Source organism: Methylococcus geothermalis (genome assembly GCF_012769535.1).
GTDB classification, from domain to species: domain Bacteria; phylum Pseudomonadota; class Gammaproteobacteria; order Methylococcales; family Methylococcaceae; genus Methylococcus; species Methylococcus geothermalis.
Window position 1 is genome coordinate 2,961,026 of sequence record NZ_CP046565.1, and the last position, 19,359, is coordinate 2,980,384.

Below are 19,359 nucleotides of genomic sequence, written 5' to 3' on the forward strand. Positions count from 1 at the left end.
AATGGAAGTGAGAGGAACGAAGGTGGCGCACAACGCGGTCGCGAAAACGAGGCGGCGCATGGGATGTCGGTTGAGCATCGGGATACCTGCACGAAGGGGTCGGTCAAATGGCGGGCGGTATTGTATAGGCAAATGAGTCCGGGCTCGACCTGCCGACGCGGATTTCGGATTCATTCGGCGACGGCCACCGAAGTCGGACCGTCCGGCAAGGCCTCGTGGACGCGGGCCAGCAGGGCGCTGACGGCGCCGTCGCTGAGGTCGAGCGCAAGCTGCGGGAACAGCCCCAGCACGATCACCCACAGCACCAGGGCACCGGCGACCAGAAGTTCGCGCGGCCGCAGGTCGAGTTCGGCGGGAGCCGCGCCCAGCCTGTCCGGCCCCAGGAAGGCGCGCCGGAAATATCCGAGCAGATAGGCGGCGCCGACGACGCCGGCGAACAGGGCCGTCAGGCCGAGCCCCCTGTGCTGCCGCAGCAGCCCGATGAGGATCAAGTGTTCGGCCGCGAAGCCGCAAGTCCCGGGGATGCCGAGACTGGCCAGCCCCAGGATGAAAAACAGCGCGCTGAGCACCGGCATCGGTTTCGCCAGTCCGCCGAGGCTGTCGATTTCGGTCGAACCGAGCCGGTGCTGAAGGAAGCCGGCGACGAGGAACAACCCGCCTGCGACGATGCTGAAATTGGCGAGCTGGAACAGCGCGCCTTGCAGCGCCTGGAAGTTCAAGGTGGCAATGCCGGCGACCACCAGGCCGACGTGGCTGATGCTGGAAAACGCCAGCAGCCGGCGCAGGTTGGTCTGCCGCAGCGCGACGAGGGCGCCGTAGACGGCGGTAAAAACCCCGAGGCCGGCCACCAGCCCGCGGTATTCCAGCGCAGCCTGCGGGCTCAGCGGCACGGCGAAGCGCACGATGCCGAAGGCGCCGAGCTTCAGTCCGGCCAGCCAGGCCGTGAGCCCAGCCGGGCCCTCCATGGCTAGAGTGGGCAGCCAGCCGTGAAACGGGAACAGCGGCGCCTTGACGGCGAAGCCCAGCGCCAGCAGCAGGAAGATCGCGGTCGCTAGCTGTCCGTCGAGCGGGGTGTCCAGCAGTGCCAGATAATCGAAGCTCAATCCGGCAGGCGCCGGAATGCCGAGGACATGGGCATGATTGAGGGCCAGCAGCATGATGGCGAACAGCAGCGGGATGCCGCCCGCGAGCATGAACAGGGCGTATTTCACGGCGGCATAGCGGCGCTGCGGGCCGATGCCGGAAAAACCGGCCAGCACGTAGACCGGGACGATGGTCAGTTCCCAGAACAGGAAAAACAGCATCAGGTCCGTGGCGCAGAACACCCCGACGGTCGCTCCCTCCAGCGCCAGGATCATGCCGTAATACAGGCGCACCCGGGTCTGTACCGCGGTCCAGGAGGCCACGATCACCGCCAGGCTGAGGACGGCGCCGAGGAACGGGAACAGCACCGAAACGCCATCCACGCCGAGCTGGTAATGGACGTTCAGCGAAGGAATCCAGGCATGGCGCTCGACGAATTGCAGGCCGGTAGCGACCGGCTCGAATCCTCCCAGCAGCGCCGTGGCCAGCAGCACTTCCAGCACCGCGGCGGCGAGCGCCAGCATCCGAGCCCCTGCCGGCTGCGACACGAAGACCATCGAAAGACCCGCCGCGAGCGGCAAGCCGATCAGCAGGCTGAGGAGCGGCAGGTCATCGGGAATCATGGCGTCTTCCAGGGGAGGTCATGCGGGGTGGGCGGATGGCCGCGCAGAGGCCGGCAGCGCCGCGGACGGCAGGCTGTGCACCTGTGCCAGCCGGACCAGCGCCTGATGGGCGAGATGAAGCCAGGGCGCGGTGTAGAACCCCACCCCCAGCAACACCAGGCACAGCGAGACGATCAAGGCGTGTTCGCGCCACTGGAGCGGCGGCCATCCGCGGTAAGGCCGGTGCGAACGGCGATGCGCGAGAAAGATGCGCTGGAACGCCCACAGCAGGAAACCGGCGGCCAGCACGTTGCCCACGGCGACCGCGATCGCCGCCCCCAGGCCACGGCTTTCGATCAGCCCTTCCAGCAGCAGGTGGGCGGCGTCGAAGCCCGGCGTGCCCGGCATGGCGATGGTGCTCAGGGCGGCGACCAGGAACAGCAGGCCCGGCCCCGGCAGCGATTCGAACAGCCCACCCAGGCGCGGCAGCAACAGCGTGCCGGTGCGGCGCCGGAGCATGCCGGCGATGAAGAACAGTCCCGCACCCGCCGCGCCGAAATTGAATGCCAGCAGCAGCGTGCCGCTCAAGCCTTCGAGGTTCAGGGCGAAGACCCCCGCCACCAGCATCCCGGTTTGACTGACCGTCGCAAACGCCATGAGCCGCCGGAAATTGAGCTGCATCAGCGCAAGCACCGCACCGTAGAACATGCCCGCCAGGGCCAAGCCCAGAGCCCATTCGGTCCATTCGTGAACCGCGTTGGGGAGCAGCGGCAGCACGAAGCGCAGCAGGCCATAGATGCCGATTTTCATGCCCGCCAAAACGGCCAAGGCGGTGGCCGGTACGCCCTGTTCCGCGACGATGGGCAGCCAGCCGTGCAGCGGGAACTGCGCCAAGCGCACCGAGAATCCATAGAACAGCAGCACGAAGATCAGGGATTCGAGCGTGCCGGATGGCGGCGCTGCCAGCAGCGCCGCCAGGTCGAACGACCAGATGCCGGTGGCGCGCGCATGACCCAGCCCCAGCAACAGGATGCCTCCACCCAGCAGCGCCAAACCCATGCCGGCAAAGCGCATATAAACCCGCCGGGCCGCGCCCGCCGGATCGCCGCCGCCCCAGCGCCCGAGGATCAAGGCGATCGGCCACGGCTCCAGACAGGCGGCAATCCAGAACTGGGCCAGGTCCAGGGCGAGAAACATGCCCATCGCCGTCGCCTCGCAGGCCAACACGGTCGCCACGAACAGGCCGCAAGGCCCGTCCTTCCCGATTTCCCGGAACAGCAGGACCAGCACCGTCAGCAACGCGGTCAGCAGGACGAACCCCAAGCTGATGCCGTCGATGCCCAGATGGTAATTCAGGAGGGACAGGAACACCGTGTGCTCGGTGAACTGGAAATCGGCGGTGCCCGCGTCGAACCGGCTCAGGAGGAACAGGGCCACCCCGAGTTCCGCAACGGCGCCGGCGAAGCCGATCGCCCAAGCCCGGGCGGCGCGGTCCGCCCGCAGCGCCGCCAGCATGAACACCAGCGGAAGGCCGATCAGGGTGCTGAGCACCGGGAAGCCGGTGAGTTCGGACCAAGGTATCTCGCCCGTCATGGCATTCGCCTCAGCCGATGGCAAACAGCGAAACCAGCAGCACCAGGCCCAGGTAGCGCGGCTGGGCGAGCAGGGTTTCAAGCCGCTGCAGAGACCGCCCGAGACGCCGTCCAGCGCGCCACAGATCGAGGCCGACGCCTTGCAGCACCAGGCGCTCCTCGAACCAGTGCAGGGCCCCTGCGGTCCGGGCCACGATCCAGGCGGGCAGGCCGCCGATCCCCTGCCCCGCCTCGGCGCCCAAAGCGATGCCGATACGCTGTTCCTCCCAGTTGGCCAGCGCGGCCAGCGCCTGGACCGCCGGGGCCGGAGCGTCGACGATGCGGTCCAGCACCTGGCGGTCGAGGGCATGGAAGTCATCGGCCAACCGCTGCACCGGCAAGACACAGGCGCGGTCGCCCAGGGCTTCCAGCCAGAACCGGTTGAGCGAAACGGCGTAGCCACGGCGGCTGGCGGCGAACCAGGCCGGCACGGGCCTGGGCGGCAGGCCGGAAATCGCGTGCATCAGTGCCGGCGCGGTGAGGAACTGGTAGCCGCGGACGATGGCGTGGGCGAACAGGTGCCAGGCCGCGAGCCGCCAAAACCCGAGGCCGCAAGCCAGGAACATCAACCCGACCTGGGCCAGGGTTGAAAACACCAGGGCGGATTTCACGTCGGTCTGGCTGAGGCCGCACAGATAGCCGTAGAGCGCCGTGAGCAGGCCGACGGACGCCATCAGCGCCGAAGCCGGCGCCGCCTGCATGAACAAGGGTTCCAGCCGCAACAGCAGGTAGACGCCGGCATGGATCATCAGCGCACCGTAAAAAATCGCGCTGGAGGGTGTCGGTCCCTCCATGGCGCGGGACAGCCAGGGCGAGAACGGCACCTGGGCGGACTTGGCGCAGGCCGCGACCAGGAAGCAGGCGGCGACGAGGTTCTGCTTCTCCGGCGAGAGCTGCGCCAGTCCGGCCAGCAGCTTCGGCCATTCGAGCTGGCCGGTCCAGACGAAGCTCAGGGCAATCGCCAGGATGAAACCGGCATCGCCGATGCGGTTGGTGACAAAGGCGCGGGTGGCGTTGCCGGCCGCGACCGGCCGGTCATAGGCATAGGCGATCAAGAGATAAGAAGAGACCCCCGCCAGTTCCCAGCCGAAAAACGTCAGCACGGGATTCCCGGCCAGCACGAGGAGCTGCATCGCCCCGGCGAACAGGCAAAGCACCAGGAAAAACCGATGGAATCCGCGCTCGCGGTGCATGTAGTTGACCGAGAAGCGCGCGACCAGATAGGCCATCAGCGCGACCAGCGCCGACAGCGCCAGACTCAGGCGGTCGAGCTGGAAACTCAGGAGCACGCGGTAATCGGCGCTGGCCAGCCAGGTGCCCAGCACCGTCCGGGTCTCGAGCCCGCCGGTCTGGCCCAGCACGAGGAACGCCAAGACCAGCAGTCCGGACGCCCCCAGCACCGCCTGCGCCAGGCGGGCAGTCATGCGTTCGCAGGACTCACCCTCGATCCGCCCGCAGGCGATGCCGGCGCCGATGCCGAACGCAGCCGCGACGGGAAGCAGAGGGATGAGAACTGCGGCTTTTTCCAGGTAGGCCATCGGGAACGTCAGACGGCGATCAGGGCGGGCGGCAGCGGGTCGGCATGACCTTCGAACCAGTCGGCCGAGCGTTCGTAGACCGGCATGTCGGCCCGGCTGCCGGACCATTCGACAAATCCCAGCTCCGGATCGAAAACGGAAATCGTCCCGTCTTCCGGGTGGATCGCGGAAAGCAGGATCCAGCCGTTGCCGACCAGTTCCCGGATCGGCGGCTGACGGCGGTAGATCGCGGCCAGGATTTCCGGCGTCTGCTCCACCACGATCTGCAACCGCATGGCTTCGTGGACCTCGGCCATCTGCCGCGGCAGGCCGGTGCGCAAATCGCTGGCCGTGCCTTCCATGATGCCGAACAGCCCGGTCACGTTGTGGGACACCTTGGAACCGCAACCGTAGCGTTCGTTGTTAACGGTGGAAAAATAGTATTCGAGATTGATGCCGGCACCCACCGGGCCCGCGGCGAGCAGAATGCCCTCCAGGATGCGCCCTTCCGGATCGTGGGTCGGGTCGTAGGAAATCAGGAACACCCGCCGGTCCAGGAACAGGCCGCGGCTGATCGAACGCCGGCCGATGAAGGCCGCGGCATGGGTGGCGTGGCCCAGTTCCGGCCGGGCCTGGCTGAAATCGGTCGAGCGCCCGGCGACATGTCGCAGCGCCCGCCCGGGCGAGGGTTGTCTGGGCGCCGAAGCGAAACGGCGGCAGCGCTCCTGCGCCGAAAGCCGGCGGGCCTCGTCCAGCTGTTGCGCGAAGGCATGCCAGCCGATTCGGTTCAAGGACGGGATGTCCTGAGCGTCGAACCAGGTGATCTCCTCGCTGCAGGTGTTGTGTTCGGCGCCGACGAACCAGGTGTCGTCCGGAACCCGCAATCCCCGCTGCGCGAGCCTGGCCCTGACTTCGGGCCGGTTCGCCATGGCCGCGAACACCCGGGCGTTGGGGCCACCGTGGCGGCCGCTGCAGGCGCCGCAATCGTAGGCGGCGAGATGTGGATTGTTCTGGCTGATCGAACCGTGCCCCATCAGGACGACGATGGGGGCGAAACCGTCGATGAGGCCGATGTTCAGCAGGAAGGCCGCCACCCGGTCTGCCTGTTCGGCATCGGTCAGGCCCTGCCGGGGCTGCGCCGGCGTAGCCGGGCGGGCGTCGTCCGCCGCGTTCAGCGCCAGCGTGGTCGGCACTTCGGGCAGCCAGGCTTCCGCGATCCGCTTCGACAGTCTCGCCGCGCAGCGGGGCAACAGGACTTTGCCGATCAATCCGACCAGCACGCCCGGCGCCAGCAGATCGACCAACAGGTGCGAACTGAGCAGGTTCCGGCGAATCTCCTGGTTGAATACCCGGCCCAGAAACCGCGCCACGCCCCGACGGTGGTCGTGCAGTTGCCGAACCGCTTCCTCGCCGGGGCGCGGAACCTCGCGTACTTCGTGGGCGGGCGTGACGACGATCGGACACAGGGCCGTGGGTTCGGCGTCGTCCAGGCCCCGCCAGTGCATGGGAATGCCGAAAAAGCCGGCGGCGCCCAGGGTCTCGACGGCCGGGTTCAGTTCTTCCAGATGGCGGCGTATGCCCTCTTCCCGGTCGTCCATGCAGAACACGATCTGCGCTTCGGGACGCTCCTTGCGGGTGGCCCAGCGTCCGCGCCCGTGGTTGTTCGCCAGCGCGTTGAACAGAGGCTCGCGGTAGTGGCGTTCATAGGCGCACAGCCAGAGATGGCCGCGCCTGCCGGGTGTCAGCTCGTCCAGGGCACCGAGCAGTCGATCGATCTCCGCGGACGACAATGCCCGGACATCATGCGCCGAAAGGCCCAGATGCTGGGCCAGCTTGAACAGCCGCCAGCCGTCTCCGTGGACGCTGCGGCGGGAGTTCCGCTCGGCCTCGGGCGCATGGTGCCAGGAGAAGATCATGTCGGCAGCGATGCGCCAGGGCTTCCTAGCGTTGCGCTCGCTGCCGGCGCGCTGAACCAGATCGGCGCACACGGCCGTCAGACATTCCGGCAGCCCGCCCCGGTACAGCGCGCGGCGCACCACGAATTCGGAAAGGTGGCGCCCGAAGTAGCGCGCGAGTTCGCCGATGTTGGCGCCGATCCCCCAGGTGTCGAAACAGATCTGCCGGAGGTAGCGGCGGTCCAGGATGAGGCGGACCGCCAGATAATCCATCAGGCTCGCGGGCGCGGTGCGGTTGGCCCGGTAGGCCGGCCGGTGGGCGCGCCAGTTCATCATCCCGGCCCAGCCCGGCAGCTCCAGCGCCAGGCGTTCCAGATACCCTTCCCAGGACGGCGTGGGAATGCCGCGCTGCTCGAGTTCTGCGACCACCGCCTCGACCGGATCGTCGGGCAGGCCGTCCAGGTCGCTCCGGTCCAGCGGCACCTCGCCGAGTCCCCGCTCGATACCATGCCGCATCGCCTGCTTCCAGGCCGCATAGAATCCCAGGTTCCGGTCAGGAGAATGCCAGGCGGCCAGTCCTTCGTCGAGGTGCGAGGCGCAATGGCGGATGAGCTGGGGCCGGACCCGGTCCAGCACGTCCTGCCCCGTCAGCTTCAGCATGAAGCCGCGCAGGGTCCGCTCCCGCCCCACCGCGTCGATCTCCCCGGCGAGCAGGGCGCGCGCCTCGTCACGCATGGCGCGGTGCAGCGCGGACAGTTCGCTGCCGGCCGAGTCGGCCTTGAATTCGGCGTACAGGGCCTCGGCCTGGGCGATGGCGTGCTCCATCAGGTCTTCCGGATGCGGCGCGGCATCTTCTCTCAGGCCGAGCCGTTCCAGGCAAGCATCCCACAGGTCCCGGACCAGGGGCGGCATGGCCGCGTTTCCGTCCTGGCCCCGCTTGGCCGAGTCCATGAGCCGGCGGCGGGCTTCGGGCGAAACTTCGGGATCGAAGCGGTCGAGCGCCTTGAGTTCGTCGACCAGCCAGGTGAAACGGGCGGGGTCCGCTGGCCTCAAGTCGACGGTCAGCAGCAGCCGATGGATTTGCCTGCGTGTGATCGGCTCATCGCCGGTGACGGCCAGGGTTTCCTCCCCTTGCGGCGCCAGGTGCCGGTCGAGCACCGCCTCGATGTCGGCGTCGGCGATGCGGCCTTTCCGGTAGAGCGCCCTGAATTCGCTCTCCGGCAGGTAGCCGTGGATGCCGGTGAGACGCTCGGCCTCCTCCAGCGCCGTTTCGAAAGGCAGATGCTGGAACCCGTGCAGGGTGTTGTGATGGACGAAATCGCGGATCGGCGCCTGACCGGGCAGCACATGCTCCATGCGTTGCACGGCTTCGGCCAGGCGGCTCTTGAGATCGGTTGGGGCGGCGCCGGTCGGGTGGCTCATGCTCGGGCTCAGAAGGACTCGCGATGCACGGCCGCCAGATAATGGCCGATCGAAACCCGGCTCAGCTCGAGCATGGCGGCCGGAGCGACGCCGAGAGAGACGATGGCGGCAGCGAGACAGGCCGCGCCCGCCAATTCCGCCGGACGCATATCTTCGAGGCCGGACGTCGCCGGCCGGACCGGCCCCGTGACCAGCGCGGAAACGCTTCGCAACGCATAGGCGCCGCCCACCAGCACGCCGAAGCTGGCGGCCAACATCCATGCGCCGAAGCGCTGGAAACCGCCGAGCATCGCGTGCAGTTCGGCGACGAAACTGGCGGAACCGGGCAGCCCCATGGAGGCCAGCAGGGCCAGTGTGGTGAACGCCGCGAAGCGGGGTGCGGTCAGGCCCAGGGCGCCGTAATCGCCGATTTCGCGGGTATGGCTGCGTTCGTACAGCAGGCCGACCAGCAGGAACAGCGCGGCCGCCACCAGGCCGTGGGCGGTCATCTGCATCACCGCTCCCGTCAGGCCTACCGGATTCAGCGTGGCGAGCCCCAGCAGAACGAAGCCCATGTGGCTGACCGAGGAATAGGCGATCATGGCTTTCAGATCGCTCTGGCGCCAAGCCAGCAGCGCGCCATAGACGATGCCGACCAAGGCGATGGCCGCCAGCCAGGGCTGCATCACGACCGCCGCTTCCGGCAGCATGCCACAGGCCCGGATCAGGCCGTAGGCGCCCATCTTGAGCAAGGCGCCGGACAACAGGATGCTGATGGGGCTGGGTGCTTCGACATGGGCCAGCGGCAGCCAGCCGTGGAGGGGAAACACCGGCATCTTCACGCCGAAGCCGATCAGGAGGCCGAGGAAGATCACGATCTGACTGGCGCGCGGCAGCTCGCGCCCCGCGGCCTGCATCGAATCCATCAGCGTCGAGTGTTCGGCCGACGAGGTATAGACCACGAGCAGCCCGATCAGCATGAAGACCGAGCCGCCCATGGTGTAGAGCACGAAGTTCAGACTGGCGCTGTGGCGACGCTTTCCGCCCCACTGGTCGATCAGGAAGAACAGCGGGATCAGCGTCAGCTCCCAGAACACGTAGAACAGCGCCCAGTCGCGGGCGATGAAGACACCCAGCAGCCCGAATTCGAGGCTCAGGAAGGCCGTGTAATACCCGCGGGGCCGGGCGCCGCTGCGGCCGGCCAGCAGGGCGATCAGGCAGAGGAATGCCGAGAGCAGCACCATGGGCAGAGAAAAGCCGTCGACGCCCAAGGCATAGAAACTGCCCATGCCGGGATTCCAGGGCAAAGCCTCGCCGAACTGGATGTCCGGCGAGGCCGTATCGAAACGGATGGCGACAGCAAGGGTCCACAGCAGGCCTAGCCCGCTGAACCCCAAGGCAACGCTGCATGCGTGCCGGTGCAGCCGCGGCGGCAGCAAGGCCAGCACCAGGGCGCCCGCCAACGGCGTCCAGAGGAGGCAGCTCAAGATTTTCACGACGGACCGGTATCCCGCGATTTTGTCGATGTATCGTTTCGGAGGGGTTGCCGGCCGATCCCCGGTCACCCGTTTTTCTTGGGACGGTGCCCGATTCACACGGCGGAGAAGGTTAACATGCTCATGAATGATGGCAAACTCCAGGAAGCCCCGCGCAGGTTGCAGGCGCTCGCTCGTTGCCGTTACTCTCTTACGTTACTTTTCGCCCACTCGTCCGTTCCGCTATCCCCCCATGCCCCCGATCAAGACGCGATTCGCACCCAGCCCGACCGGACTGATCCACCTCGGAAACGCCCGCACCGCATTGCTTAGCGCCCTGGGCGGCGATACCTTCGTGCTGCGTATCGAGGACACCGATGGGGAGCGCTGCCGCCGCGAGTTCGTCGATGAACTGATCGCCGATCTGCACTGGCTCGGCCTGGAATGGCAGGAGGGGCCGCAGTCCGCCGAGCCCGACCCGCATTGGTTCCAGTCTCAGCGCGGCTCGATCTATAAAGATTACTACCGCGCCCTGGAGGAAAAAGGCCTGGCTTACCCCTGCTTCTGCACACCGGTTGAGCTGGAGGTTTCGCGCAAGGTGCAGTTGAGCGCCGGCCGGCCGCCGCGCTACTCGGGAAAATGCGCCCATCTCTCGGTGGATGAAATCCGCCGCAAGCGGGACCAAGGACTGTCGCCGACTTTGCGCTTCCGGGTCCCGAAAAACCAAGCAGTGGAGTTCGAGGACGAGGTGCGAGGCCCGCAGCGGTTCGCCAGCGACGACATCGGCGATTTCATCATCCGCCGCGCCGACGGCACCCCCGCCTTCTTCTTCTGCAATGCCATCGACGACGCCCTGATGGGGATCACCCGGGTGCTGCGCGGCGAGGATCACCTCGCCAACACCCCGCGCCAGCTCATGATCCTGGCGGCCCTGGACCTCCCCCGGCCCCGCTACGCCCATATATCGCTCATCGTCGGCGACGACGGTGCGCCGCTGTCCAAACGCAACGGCAGCCGCAGCATCAACCAGTTGCGGGAGGAGGGCTACTTCCCCGAGGCCGTGGTCAACATGCTGGCCCGGCTCGGCCACCCTTACGACAGCGAGAGCCTGCTTGGCGTCGCCGAGCTTCGGGCCGGCTTCGACGTCAACCGGCTGGGCCGCTCGCCCGCGCGTTTCGACGTATCCCACCTTGACCACTGGCAGGGCCTGGCGGTGCGAAGAGCGGCCGACGACACGCTATGGACTTGGCTGCACGCCGAAACACGTGCCGTGGTGCCCGAAGCCCATCGCGCCGATTTCCTGGACATCGTCCGCAGCAACTGCCTGTTCCCCAGGCAGGCGGATGCCTGGGCCAAGGTCCTGTTCACCGACGAACTGGAACTGGAGGCCGACATCGCCGCCGTGGCGCAATCCGCCGGCGAGGCGTTCTACCTGGCAGCCATCGATGCCGCGACGGAATCGCCCGACGACTTTGCCGCGTTCCTGGCCGGGCTGAAACGGCGCAGCGGCGCCAAGGGCAAGCACCTGTTCCTGCCCCTGCGGGCGGCGCTGACCGGCAGCCTGGACGGGCCGGAGCTGGCGAAGATCTACCAGCTCATGGACAAACCGCGCCTGCACCGCCGGCTGGCCGAATTCACCTACGAATCGGAATGACATGCTCAAGATCTACAACAGCCTGACCCGGCGGAAGGAGGAATTCCGCCCCATCGAGCCGGGCCGTGTCCGCATGTACGTATGCGGAATGACGGTGTATGACTACTGCCATCTGGGCCATGCCCGGGTCATGGTGGTGTTCGACATGGTGGCGCGCTACCTGCGGCACTTGGGGCTGGACGTAACCTATGTCCGCAACATCACCGACATCGACGACAAGATCATCAAGCGGGCGGCGGAAAACGGCGAGAGCATCGGCGCGCTGACGGCCCGCTTCATCGAGGCGATGCACGAGGACGAGCGGGCGCTGGGCGTGCTGCCGCCCGATCACGAGCCGCGCGCGACCGAGTCCATCGCGGACATCCAGGCGATGATCGGGACACTGATCGAGCGCGGCCACGCCTATGTCGGCAGCAACGGCGACGTGTTCTACGCGGTGTCGAGCTTCGGTAGTTACGGCCGGCTGTCGGGAAAGAACCTCGAAGAGCTGCAGGCCGGCGGGCGGGTCGAAGTGGACGCCGCCAAGCGCGATCCGCTGGACTTCGTGCTTTGGAAATCGGCCAAGCCGGGCGAGCCATCCTGGGAATCCCCTTGGGGGCCGGGCCGTCCCGGTTGGCATATCGAATGCTCGGCCATGTCGACCCGCTGCCTGGGCGCCCATTTCGACATCCACGGCGGCGGCATGGACCTGCAGTTTCCCCACCACGAGAACGAGATCGCCCAGTCGGAAGGGGCGACCGGCGAGCATTTCGTCAATTACTGGATGCACAACGGCTTCGTCCGGATCAACGAGGAGAAGATGTCCAAATCGCTGGGCAATTTCTTCACCGTGCGCGAGGTGCTGGCCCGCTACCGGCCGGAGGTGGTGCGTTTCTTCATCCTCAACAGCCACTACCGCAGCCCGTTGAACTATTCGGACGAAAACCTCGACGAGGCCGCCGCGGCGCTGTCCCGCCTCTACACCGCGCTGCGCGGCTTGGCTCCAGACCTCCCTCTCCCCCTGGGAGAGGACCGGGGTGAGGGTTTCTCTTTACGTTTCGCGGACGCCATGCATGACGACTTCAACACCCCCGAAGCCATCGCCGTGCTGTTCGACCTGGCGCGGGAGATCAACCGGCACAAGGCGGCGGAACCGGCCAAGGCCGCCGCGTTGGGCGCGACATTGAAAACCTTGGGTGGTGTTCTCGGCCTTTTGCAGGACGAGCCTGATGCGTGGTTGAAAGCTGGCAGTATTCAACTTGAAGCGCATGCGCAATCCGTAGCCACGGCCACCGGGGACTCATCCTGGGGCAAACTTACGGGAGCGCAAATCGAAAGCTTGATTCAATTGCGCCTCGAGGCCCGCAAAGCCAAGAACTGGACCGAGGCCGACCGTATCCGCGACGAACTCAAGGCCCAGGGGGTGATCCTCGAGGATGCCGCCGGCGGCACCACCTGGCGGCGTGAATAAGGCCGGCCCTCAGGCCAGGGTCTTGGCCAGCGCGAAGATCTCCTCCGCGTCGAACACCTGATCGTTGCTCTCGAACAGCTTGGCGATGCACGCCCGGTGCAGCGCCAACTTGAAGGTGCCGAAACCGATCGCTCCCCATACGATCTTGCCGTACCGGTCCGCTCCTCGGTCCATCATGTCGACGCCGCCCAAGCCCAACGGCGGAGTGGCGTTGGCGTCGGCCAGCAGCTCCAGATTCGGGTTGTCGCGCCAGTGATGCAGGTCCAGTAGCTGCACCCCTGCCGCGCCGGTAGCGAACACGATCCGGGCGTCGGCAATCACCGAGCCCCGGGCATCGTCGTCGAAAGCTTCCACGGGCGTCAGATCCACGCCGAAACGCGTTTTCATCTCGGCGCAGGCATGCTCGGCGCGGGCCAGCTGCCGAGAGGTGATCACCACCTCCGAACAGCCCTCCTTCGCCAGCATCACCGCCGCGCGCTGGCCCACCGGTCCGGTGCCGGCCAGCACCACCGCCTTCTTGCCGGCCAGCACCCCGCTCGAAGCCAGCTTGGCGACCCCGGCCGCCGCGGTGGTATTGCTGCCGTTGCTGTCCAGCATCACCGACACCCGGAAATCGGCGAAGAATTTTTTGCGCACCGCCCGCAACAAGTTCTGACCCGCCACCAGATCGCTGCCGCCCACGAAAATAGCAGTGTATTTCTTGTCCTTGGGAGCACGGGTGAAGATGGTGCCCTCCACCAGCGGACCGACGTTGTCCGGGGTCAGATGCCCGTGCGCGATGACCTGGTCGGCGCCGCCGTCATAGCCGACGACGGTGTCGAAAACGGATGGATGCAGGTCGGTATCGAATTGAAACAGCAGTTTTTTCATGGTCAGGGTTCGTGCTTGGGTTGTGTTCCCGACGATCGAGGCGGATCGGACCGATATGTCATGAAGACGCCCATTTTACGCTAGCTGCAAGGCTTGCTTATAATGGCCGGCCGTTATTTTCTCAAGACTTGAGCGCGGCGCCATGATCAAAGACCAGCCTATCCAGCAGTTTCTCGACGAACTCGCCAGCAAGTCTGCGACACCCGGCGGCGGCAGCGCGGCGGCCGTGATGGGCGCGATGGGCGCGGCGCTGGTCGGCATGGTATGTCATCTGACCGTGGGCAAGAAGAACTACGAGGCCGTCGAAGCCGAGATGGCCGGCGTCCTGGCGCGGGCCGACGCCTTGCGGGCGCAATCCATGGACATGATCCGGGCGGACGTCGAAGCGTTCGACCGCGTCATGGCGGCCTACGCCCTGCCCCGCGACACGGAGGACGACAAAGCCGCGCGCGGCAGGGCCATCCAGGAAGCGCTGAAAGCCGCGACCGACGTGCCCTTGGCCTGCGCCCGGCTTTGCGTGGATATCATCGAACTGAGTGACATCGCCGCCCAAAAAGGCAACCGCAACCTCATCAGCGACGCCGGCGTGGCCGTCATGGCCGCCCATGCCGCCCTCAAAAGCGCGGCACTGAACGTCTACGTCAACGCCAAGGGCGTGAAAGACGAGGCTTTCGCCCGTGATCGGGTGGACCGGCTCGAGGCCCTGCTGAAGGAAGGCGAGGCCAAGGCCATTGCCGTTTTCGAAACGGTCAAGGCCCATCTTTAGAAGATCGAGATTGACGGGCCTATTTCGAAAATATAGAATGCGCGTCTCTTTGAGTAGCGCATTGACAAGGTTCGGCAAGCTCATCCGGGGTATAGCGCAGTCTGGTAGCGCGTCTGCTTTGGGAGCAGAATGTCGGGGGTTCGAATCCCTCTACCCCGACCAATCAAGCGCTTGTAGCTCAGCCGGATAGAGCATCGGCCTTCTAAGCCGAGGGTCGCAGGTTCGAGTCCTGCCAGGCGCGCCAATGTCAGTGGTGACCGTAGCTCAGTCGGTAGAGTCCCGGATTGTGATTCCGGTTGTCGTGGGTTCGAGCCCCATCGGTCACCCCATCCCCGTTTTACGGGCCATTAGCTCAGCTGGTAGAGCAGCGGACTCTTAATCCGTTTGTCGTAGGTTCGATCCCTACATGGCCCACCATATCCTTCAGTGACTCAGCCCCATTTCTTGGGGCTTTGTTTTGTCTGCTGTAGCAAAACTGGCACACGAGGCGGCCCCGGAAAATCGGACAGCCGCTTGAGTGAAGTTTCTGTGCTAGTCACCACCCCCTGCAGGGGAGAAAACCCGAGAACAGAAGATGAACCGAAAGAGAAGAAACCACTCTCCGAAAATAGCCGGGACGGTTCACACCTCACCGTGGAAACACGACCCTCCCTCCAGGCTCGCGTGTCATTGGACAAACCTCCCTATTGTGTCAGCTCAGCTATCTATCTACAATGTGTGGCTAGAAAAGCCGGTGTAGCTCAGTCGGTAGAGCAGCACATTCGTAATGTGCGGGTCGTAGGTTCAAATCCTATCACCGGCTCCAATAAATCAATGACCTAGGCTTAGAGTCATTGAACCTCCCCAAGTCGGCGTAGCTATTTGTAACCCTTTGCCGGGGTTCGTCCATCACGTTCCTGGCGCACTCTGCCAAGCGTTCATCACCGAGGTGAGCACAGCGATGAACCCTTTCCGCCGATCCCCGCGTTCCCCGTTCCCGAGGCACATGTAACGGTGTTCCGCGCCGCACGTACCAGGGGCCCGGGTGCCCCGTAAACCGTGCCACGGAAAATCCTTGCTGCCTCATCGCTCCCGCGCTGTCCGCCATGCTTTCGTGTTTGCCTGGGTGCCCGAGTTGCCCCGATCACTGAAAACATGGGGGTGATTCCTTCCGATTTGGCGCCAGATGATTTCGACCGCGACATCCGACAGAGCGGCACCGCGATGGCTTTCCTTATCTTTGACTTGGTCCGGGTGGATCCAGGCGACTTTGCGAACCAGATCGAGCTGGTTCCAGAGCAGGCCGGTGACGTTGGCTTGCCACAAGCCGGTTTCCAGGCGGAACCGAGCCATGTCGGCGAGGTTGCGCCGGCAATTCGGCCATGAGTCTTTCCGCTTCGTCTTGGGGCAGAAAGGGGGGCGTCGTTCCGGCTCAGGGAGCATCCGTACCTTCGCTTCGGCATCCGATCCAACCCTCCCCCTTCTTCCTGGCCGGAGCGGAAGCCGTGCCTTTCGTTGGCAGCATAGGGGACTCATACGCCCTGGCGGAGATGATCTCCGGTCTCTATCAAGACGGAGGGACTTCGCCACCGACTGACCTTGACCTCACCTCGAGGCCGTCGAACTTACCCCTGGAATGGGTGGACTGGTTCCATCATCGCCGGCTGCTGGAGCCGTTCGAGCATATGCCACCATCGGCATTGGAAGCCGTGTATTATCGCCGCCAACGCGAGTAGGCCCGCGCGGCCTGCCTCGACTCTACCGGATTCCGAAATACCCGGGGGTTCAGCATGAAGGCCCATCGTCTGTTGCCCTGTACCTTGGTTTTCCTGAGCGCATGCGCGTCGATGACCGAGACGGGGAAAATCTCGCCGTGCGCCACAGAAGCGGTTAAGCAGCCCACAACCGATCTCTGGTCGTTCTATGAGACGGGCCTGAAGAAGGCCAAGTACATCGACCTGACGCATGTGCTCACACCGACGATCCCCGTCTGGGAGGGATTCGGGCCGTCACGGTTCCTGCCGGCCATCGATCCGGCAAGCGGAAACGCGTACCGGTATGACAGCGACGGTTTCGAGGCAACCCGCTACGACCTCGCCACGGATCAGTTGGGCACGCAATTGGATCCGCCCGCGCACTGGGCGCCGGAGTTCCCGGCGATCGACGAATTGCCGCCGACTTACGCGGTACGACCGCTGGTGGTCGTATCGATTGTCGACCAAGTATCCCGAAACCCGGCCTATGCCCTGCAAATCGGCGATCTCTTGGACTGGGAGCGGCGGAACGGTCGCATTCCGGCGGGATCGGTGGTCATGGTGCGGAGTGACTGGTCGAAAGCCTGGCCCGATCCCAAATTGGCCGTCGACACGAATTTCCCGGGCGTCTCGCTCGATGCGCTGCGCTGGCTTCATGAACAGCGCAAGATACTGTTTCATGGCCACGAACCCTTGGACACCGATACCACCCCGGACCTCGCCGGCGAACGTTGGCTGATGCATCACGGCTATGCGCAGGCCGAGGGAGTCGCGCATCTGGATCGGGTTCCGGAAAAGGGCTGTCTGGTGACCATCGGATTCCCCGAGTTCCAAGGGGGTCTCGGCGGCTATGCGCGCTATGTGGCAATCTGTCCGCCCGACTGGGGACACGGCGTTGCGGTCGACGAGGTCCAGGAAGCACCGCTCCCGAGAAGCGAAAAACGTTTGCAATGGGACCCGTCACTGGGACTGCGGATCCGCAGGTGACCCCACTTGAGCTCAATGACCATCGTCGGCAACCCATGGGACGGGAGGCACGTATGACGACCGACTACAACCAGGGCCAAAACGGCGGAACAGTACAAGAAGGCCAAGGCCCAGCCCTACCGTTCGAGAATCGAGGCCTACTCGTTCATGAAACGAATCGGCGATCCGGGAGGGAAACCAGTCCTCGATCTCGCTTGTGGCGAAGGGCGCTACACCCGATTGATCCGGCAGGCCGGAGCGGCGAAGATGGTCGGGCTCGACATTTCGGAGCGAATGATCGACCTGGCGCGCGCTCAGGAAGCGAAGGAACCTTTCGGCATTGAATACTGGGTCGAGGACGCCGGGACGATCGTGCCCCAACAGGATTTCGACCTCGCAATCGCCGCTTGGCTGCTCGTTGATGCCCATGACCGCACGGAACTCGCATGCATGTGCCGGCGGGGTGGACGGCGCTTTCTGGGCGGATCTGCTGGATTATCCGCCGGCGATCCTGATCGAATGCACCCAAGGATAGCTCGTGACAACCGGCCGGGTGGTTTTGCGGCACAGCTGCAAACGATGGCAACAACAACGAATGAACCACCCTGTCACCATCGCGGAGCGGGGCCCTTAATTTTCGCCTTGCTCGCCCTACCACTCGCGACTCATGGGACCCTGCCCGTCTCGACAGCACTGGCGACCAGCCCTGTCCCTCGTGCGACAGTGCAGCTGCGGCCTCTGACCACTCACTATCCCAAACGCTGCAAAGGTTCTTCCGCCGCCAACTCCGGGCCCAGTGGCGTATGTCTCTTGGCCAGCACCAGCCCCAAGGCCAGCGGTGAGTTCCGCGTCCGGCCGGTTTCTGCGCCGGGACAAACCGCAGCCGATCAACCTTTACCCGTCAATACCATCCTGGCTCTGCCGCCCGGCAACTCTGAGATATTCAAGGCCACGGGGATCGATAACCCAAATACCGCCAAGATCACCGTGAGGGAAAACCAGGTTGAGACGGTCAAGACCATGACTTTGCGCTTCGTGAAAACCAAACCCACCGCCACCCAGGTCAATCGCGCTGCATGGCCCCGGCAACTATACCTATGTCGTGCCGTTCACTTTCCAGTACAAATTGAATCCGTCGTCAGACGACCGCCACGCGGTTGCGCCCGGTCTGCTTGGCGAGGTAGAGCGCGCGGTCGGCGTTGTGCTTGATCAGGGACAAATCGTAGGGTGGCCGGTCGATACAGGCAACGCCGATGCTTACGGTGAGCGGTATGTCTTCTTCGCCGTAGCGGAAGCCGGCGTGCATCATCGCCAGCCGCAGGCGGTCTGCGATGCGCTGTGCTTGTTCCTGCGCGGTTGACGGCAGCAGAACGCCGAACTCCTCACCGCCGTAGCGGCAAAACAGATCGCGGTGCCGCAGGCTTTCTTCCATGGTCTCCGCAACCCTGACGAGGGCGGCATCGCCCGCGGCATGGCCGTGACTATCGTTGACCTGCTTGAAATGATCGATGTCGATCATGAGCAATGAGACCGGCTCCCGCTTGGTGCGGGCTCGGAGCAGTTCCTCGGTGGCGAGGTTTTCGAAGACTCGCCGGTTGTAGATCCGTGTGAGCGAGTCGAACGATGCCAGTTGATGCAGTTCGGCGTTGAGTTCCTCGGCGACGATCAGTCCGAAACACAGGGAGCCCAAGACGTTTCCTATCAGGATGGCGGAATACGTCAATTGCTGCACCCAGTTTTCGTCCATGGGATGGACTATCGGTGAGCCCAGGATGAGCGGATTTACTGCGCGTATCGCCAAGACCACGCTGATCGTCAGAGCCAGGACACCGGTGACCCGGTAAATCGACCGGCCGGAGGGGGGCGCCGAGCGGAGAAGGGCGTAGGAGATCATGAAGAACACCGCAGCGGCCAACGCGCTGTTCGTAATGATGCGGAGTTTGTTATGACCGGCATACAGGGTGTAGGCGTTACTGACGGCGGTAAACACGAAAACGCCAAGCAGTACGAACTTGCTATAGAAGCGCTCCCGGAGTTCTTGCACGGCGACGAAGACCAGGATGGTTCCGCCGATCCCGAGCGTGACCGCCCCGCCCAGCGCTACCGATTCCGGAACCAGAGCTCTGGCGGCAAGGACGAAAAGTGCGAAATTCATCCCCATCATCAGCCCTCCCAACGCCCACGAATGCATGCCGCGGGTGATGCGGCGGGGATATTGGGGAGCCACCAACAGAATGAGACCGGCCTTGCCTACCGAAGCCAGCGTCAGGAGGGTATAGAGAGTGTAGGGATCCATATCAGCCCGGATGAGGCGCA

The 19,359-nt window shown here is 65.0% G+C and carries 13 protein-coding genes and 5 tRNA genes; 11 read left to right on the forward strand and 7 right to left on the reverse strand.

Features of this window, described 5'->3' with window-relative positions; genetic code table 11:
* Positions 1 to 170 precede the first annotated feature (170 nt).
* The 5 genes from GNH96_RS13780 to GNH96_RS13800 are packed head-to-tail and all read right to left on the reverse strand — an operon-like array spanning position 171 to position 9,625.
* Positions 171 to 1,706 (reverse strand): complex I subunit 4 family protein, encoded by a 1,536-nt coding sequence (locus GNH96_RS13780; protein WP_169604191.1) that lies wholly within the window; start codon positions 1,704 to 1,706, stop codon positions 171 to 173.
* An 18-nt stretch (positions 1,707 to 1,724) separates the two neighbouring features.
* Complete coding sequence (locus GNH96_RS13785) at positions 1,725 to 3,278, reverse strand: complex I subunit 4 family protein (protein WP_169604192.1); 1,554 nt, start codon at positions 3,276 to 3,278, stop codon at positions 1,725 to 1,727.
* 10 nt (positions 3,279 to 3,288) lie between these two features.
* Positions 3,289 to 4,854, reverse strand: a complete 1,566-nt coding sequence (locus tag GNH96_RS13790; RefSeq protein ID WP_228719875.1) for an NADH-quinone oxidoreductase subunit 5 family protein — start codon at positions 4,852 to 4,854, stop codon at positions 3,289 to 3,291.
* Between the two features lie 8 nt (positions 4,855 to 4,862).
* A complete protein-coding gene (locus tag GNH96_RS13795) occupies positions 4,863 to 8,150 on the reverse strand; it encodes a DUF2309 domain-containing protein (protein ID WP_228719876.1) in 3,288 nt (1,095 codons plus the stop codon).
* An 8-nt stretch (positions 8,151 to 8,158) separates the two neighbouring features.
* Entirely contained in the window at positions 8,159 to 9,625 is a 1,467-nt protein-coding gene (locus GNH96_RS13800) for a complex I subunit 4 family protein (RefSeq protein ID WP_169604193.1), read from the reverse strand.
* Positions 9,626 to 9,857: 232 nt separating this feature from the next.
* Between GNH96_RS13800 and gltX the strand changes: the two genes are divergently transcribed.
* Complete coding sequence (gene gltX, locus GNH96_RS13805; RefSeq protein ID WP_223163433.1) at positions 9,858 to 11,258, forward strand: glutamate--tRNA ligase; 1,401 nt, start codon at positions 9,858 to 9,860, stop codon at positions 11,256 to 11,258.
* A 1-nt stretch (position 11,259) separates the two neighbouring features.
* A complete protein-coding gene (gene cysS / locus GNH96_RS13810; protein ID WP_169604194.1) occupies positions 11,260 to 12,708 on the forward strand; it encodes a cysteine--tRNA ligase in 1,449 nt (482 codons plus the stop codon).
* A gap of 9 nt (positions 12,709 to 12,717) precedes the next feature.
* On the opposite strand, the gene GNH96_RS13815 is transcribed toward cysS, so the two are convergent.
* Positions 12,718 to 13,578, reverse strand: a complete 861-nt coding sequence (locus GNH96_RS13815; RefSeq protein ID WP_169604195.1) for an NADP-dependent methylenetetrahydromethanopterin/methylenetetrahydrofolate dehydrogenase — start codon at positions 13,576 to 13,578, stop codon at positions 12,718 to 12,720.
* Positions 13,579 to 13,720: 142 nt separating this feature from the next.
* Between GNH96_RS13815 and fchA the strand changes: the two genes are divergently transcribed.
* From fchA to GNH96_RS16405, 9 genes are all read left to right on the forward strand, one after another.
* A complete protein-coding gene (fchA, locus tag GNH96_RS13820; protein ID WP_169604196.1) occupies positions 13,721 to 14,344 on the forward strand; it encodes a methenyltetrahydrofolate cyclohydrolase in 624 nt (207 codons plus the stop codon).
* An 85-nt stretch (positions 14,345 to 14,429) separates the two neighbouring features.
* Positions 14,430 to 14,506 (forward strand) — tRNA-Pro (locus GNH96_RS13825).
* Between the two features lie 5 nt (positions 14,507 to 14,511).
* Positions 14,512 to 14,588, forward strand: a tRNA-Arg gene (locus GNH96_RS13830).
* 9 nt (positions 14,589 to 14,597) lie between these two features.
* A tRNA-His gene (locus tag GNH96_RS13835) sits at positions 14,598 to 14,673 on the forward strand.
* A gap of 12 nt (positions 14,674 to 14,685) precedes the next feature.
* Positions 14,686 to 14,761: transfer RNA gene (locus GNH96_RS13840), tRNA-Lys, on the forward strand.
* Between the two features lie 312 nt (positions 14,762 to 15,073).
* A tRNA-Thr gene (locus tag GNH96_RS13845) sits at positions 15,074 to 15,149 on the forward strand.
* A gap of 329 nt (positions 15,150 to 15,478) precedes the next feature.
* A complete protein-coding gene (locus GNH96_RS13850; RefSeq protein WP_169604197.1) occupies positions 15,479 to 15,709 on the forward strand; it encodes a hypothetical protein in 231 nt (76 codons plus the stop codon).
* A gap of 434 nt (positions 15,710 to 16,143) precedes the next feature.
* Complete coding sequence (locus GNH96_RS13855) at positions 16,144 to 17,064, forward strand: cyclase family protein (RefSeq protein ID WP_223163434.1); 921 nt, start codon at positions 16,144 to 16,146, stop codon at positions 17,062 to 17,064.
* A gap of 147 nt (positions 17,065 to 17,211) precedes the next feature.
* On the forward strand, positions 17,212 to 18,252 hold the full coding sequence (locus tag GNH96_RS16405; RefSeq protein ID WP_223163435.1) for a class I SAM-dependent methyltransferase: 1,041 nt from the start codon (positions 17,212 to 17,214) through the stop codon (positions 18,250 to 18,252).
* Here GNH96_RS16405 and GNH96_RS13865 read toward each other — a convergent pair.
* Positions 18,182 to 19,339, reverse strand: a complete 1,158-nt coding sequence (locus tag GNH96_RS13865) for a GGDEF domain-containing protein (protein WP_169604198.1) — start codon at positions 19,337 to 19,339, stop codon at positions 18,182 to 18,184. The two genes, GNH96_RS16405 and GNH96_RS13865, sit on opposite strands and share 71 nt — an antisense overlap.
* Between the last annotated feature and the right edge of the window lie 20 nt (positions 19,340 to 19,359).

Coding starts and splice junctions, on each gene's coding strand:
- GNH96_RS13780 (WP_169604191.1), bottom strand. CDS start 1,706: ATGATTCCCGATGACCTGCCGCTCCTCAGCCTGCTGATCGGCTTGCCG.
- GNH96_RS13785 (WP_169604192.1), bottom strand. CDS start 3,278: ATGACGGGCGAGATACCTTGGTCCGAACTCACCGGCTTCCCGGTGCTC.
- GNH96_RS13790 (WP_228719875.1), bottom strand. CDS start 4,854: ATGGCCTACCTGGAAAAAGCCGCAGTTCTCATCCCTCTGCTTCCCGTC.
- GNH96_RS13795 (WP_228719876.1), bottom strand. CDS start 8,150: ATGAGCCACCCGACCGGCGCCGCCCCAACCGATCTCAAGAGCCGCCTG.
- gltX (WP_223163433.1), top strand. CDS start 9,858: ATGCCCCCGATCAAGACGCGATTCGCACCCAGCCCGACCGGACTGATC.
- cysS (WP_169604194.1), top strand. CDS start 11,260: ATGCTCAAGATCTACAACAGCCTGACCCGGCGGAAGGAGGAATTCCGC.
- GNH96_RS13815 (WP_169604195.1), bottom strand. CDS start 13,578: ATGAAAAAACTGCTGTTTCAATTCGATACCGACCTGCATCCATCCGTT.
- fchA (WP_169604196.1), top strand. CDS start 13,721: ATGATCAAAGACCAGCCTATCCAGCAGTTTCTCGACGAACTCGCCAGC.
- GNH96_RS13850 (WP_169604197.1), top strand. CDS start 15,479: ATGGGGGTGATTCCTTCCGATTTGGCGCCAGATGATTTCGACCGCGAC.
- GNH96_RS16405 (WP_223163435.1), top strand. CDS start 17,212: ATGAAACGAATCGGCGATCCGGGAGGGAAACCAGTCCTCGATCTCGCT.
- GNH96_RS13865 (WP_169604198.1), bottom strand. CDS start 19,339: ATGGATCCCTACACTCTCTATACCCTCCTGACGCTGGCTTCGGTAGGC.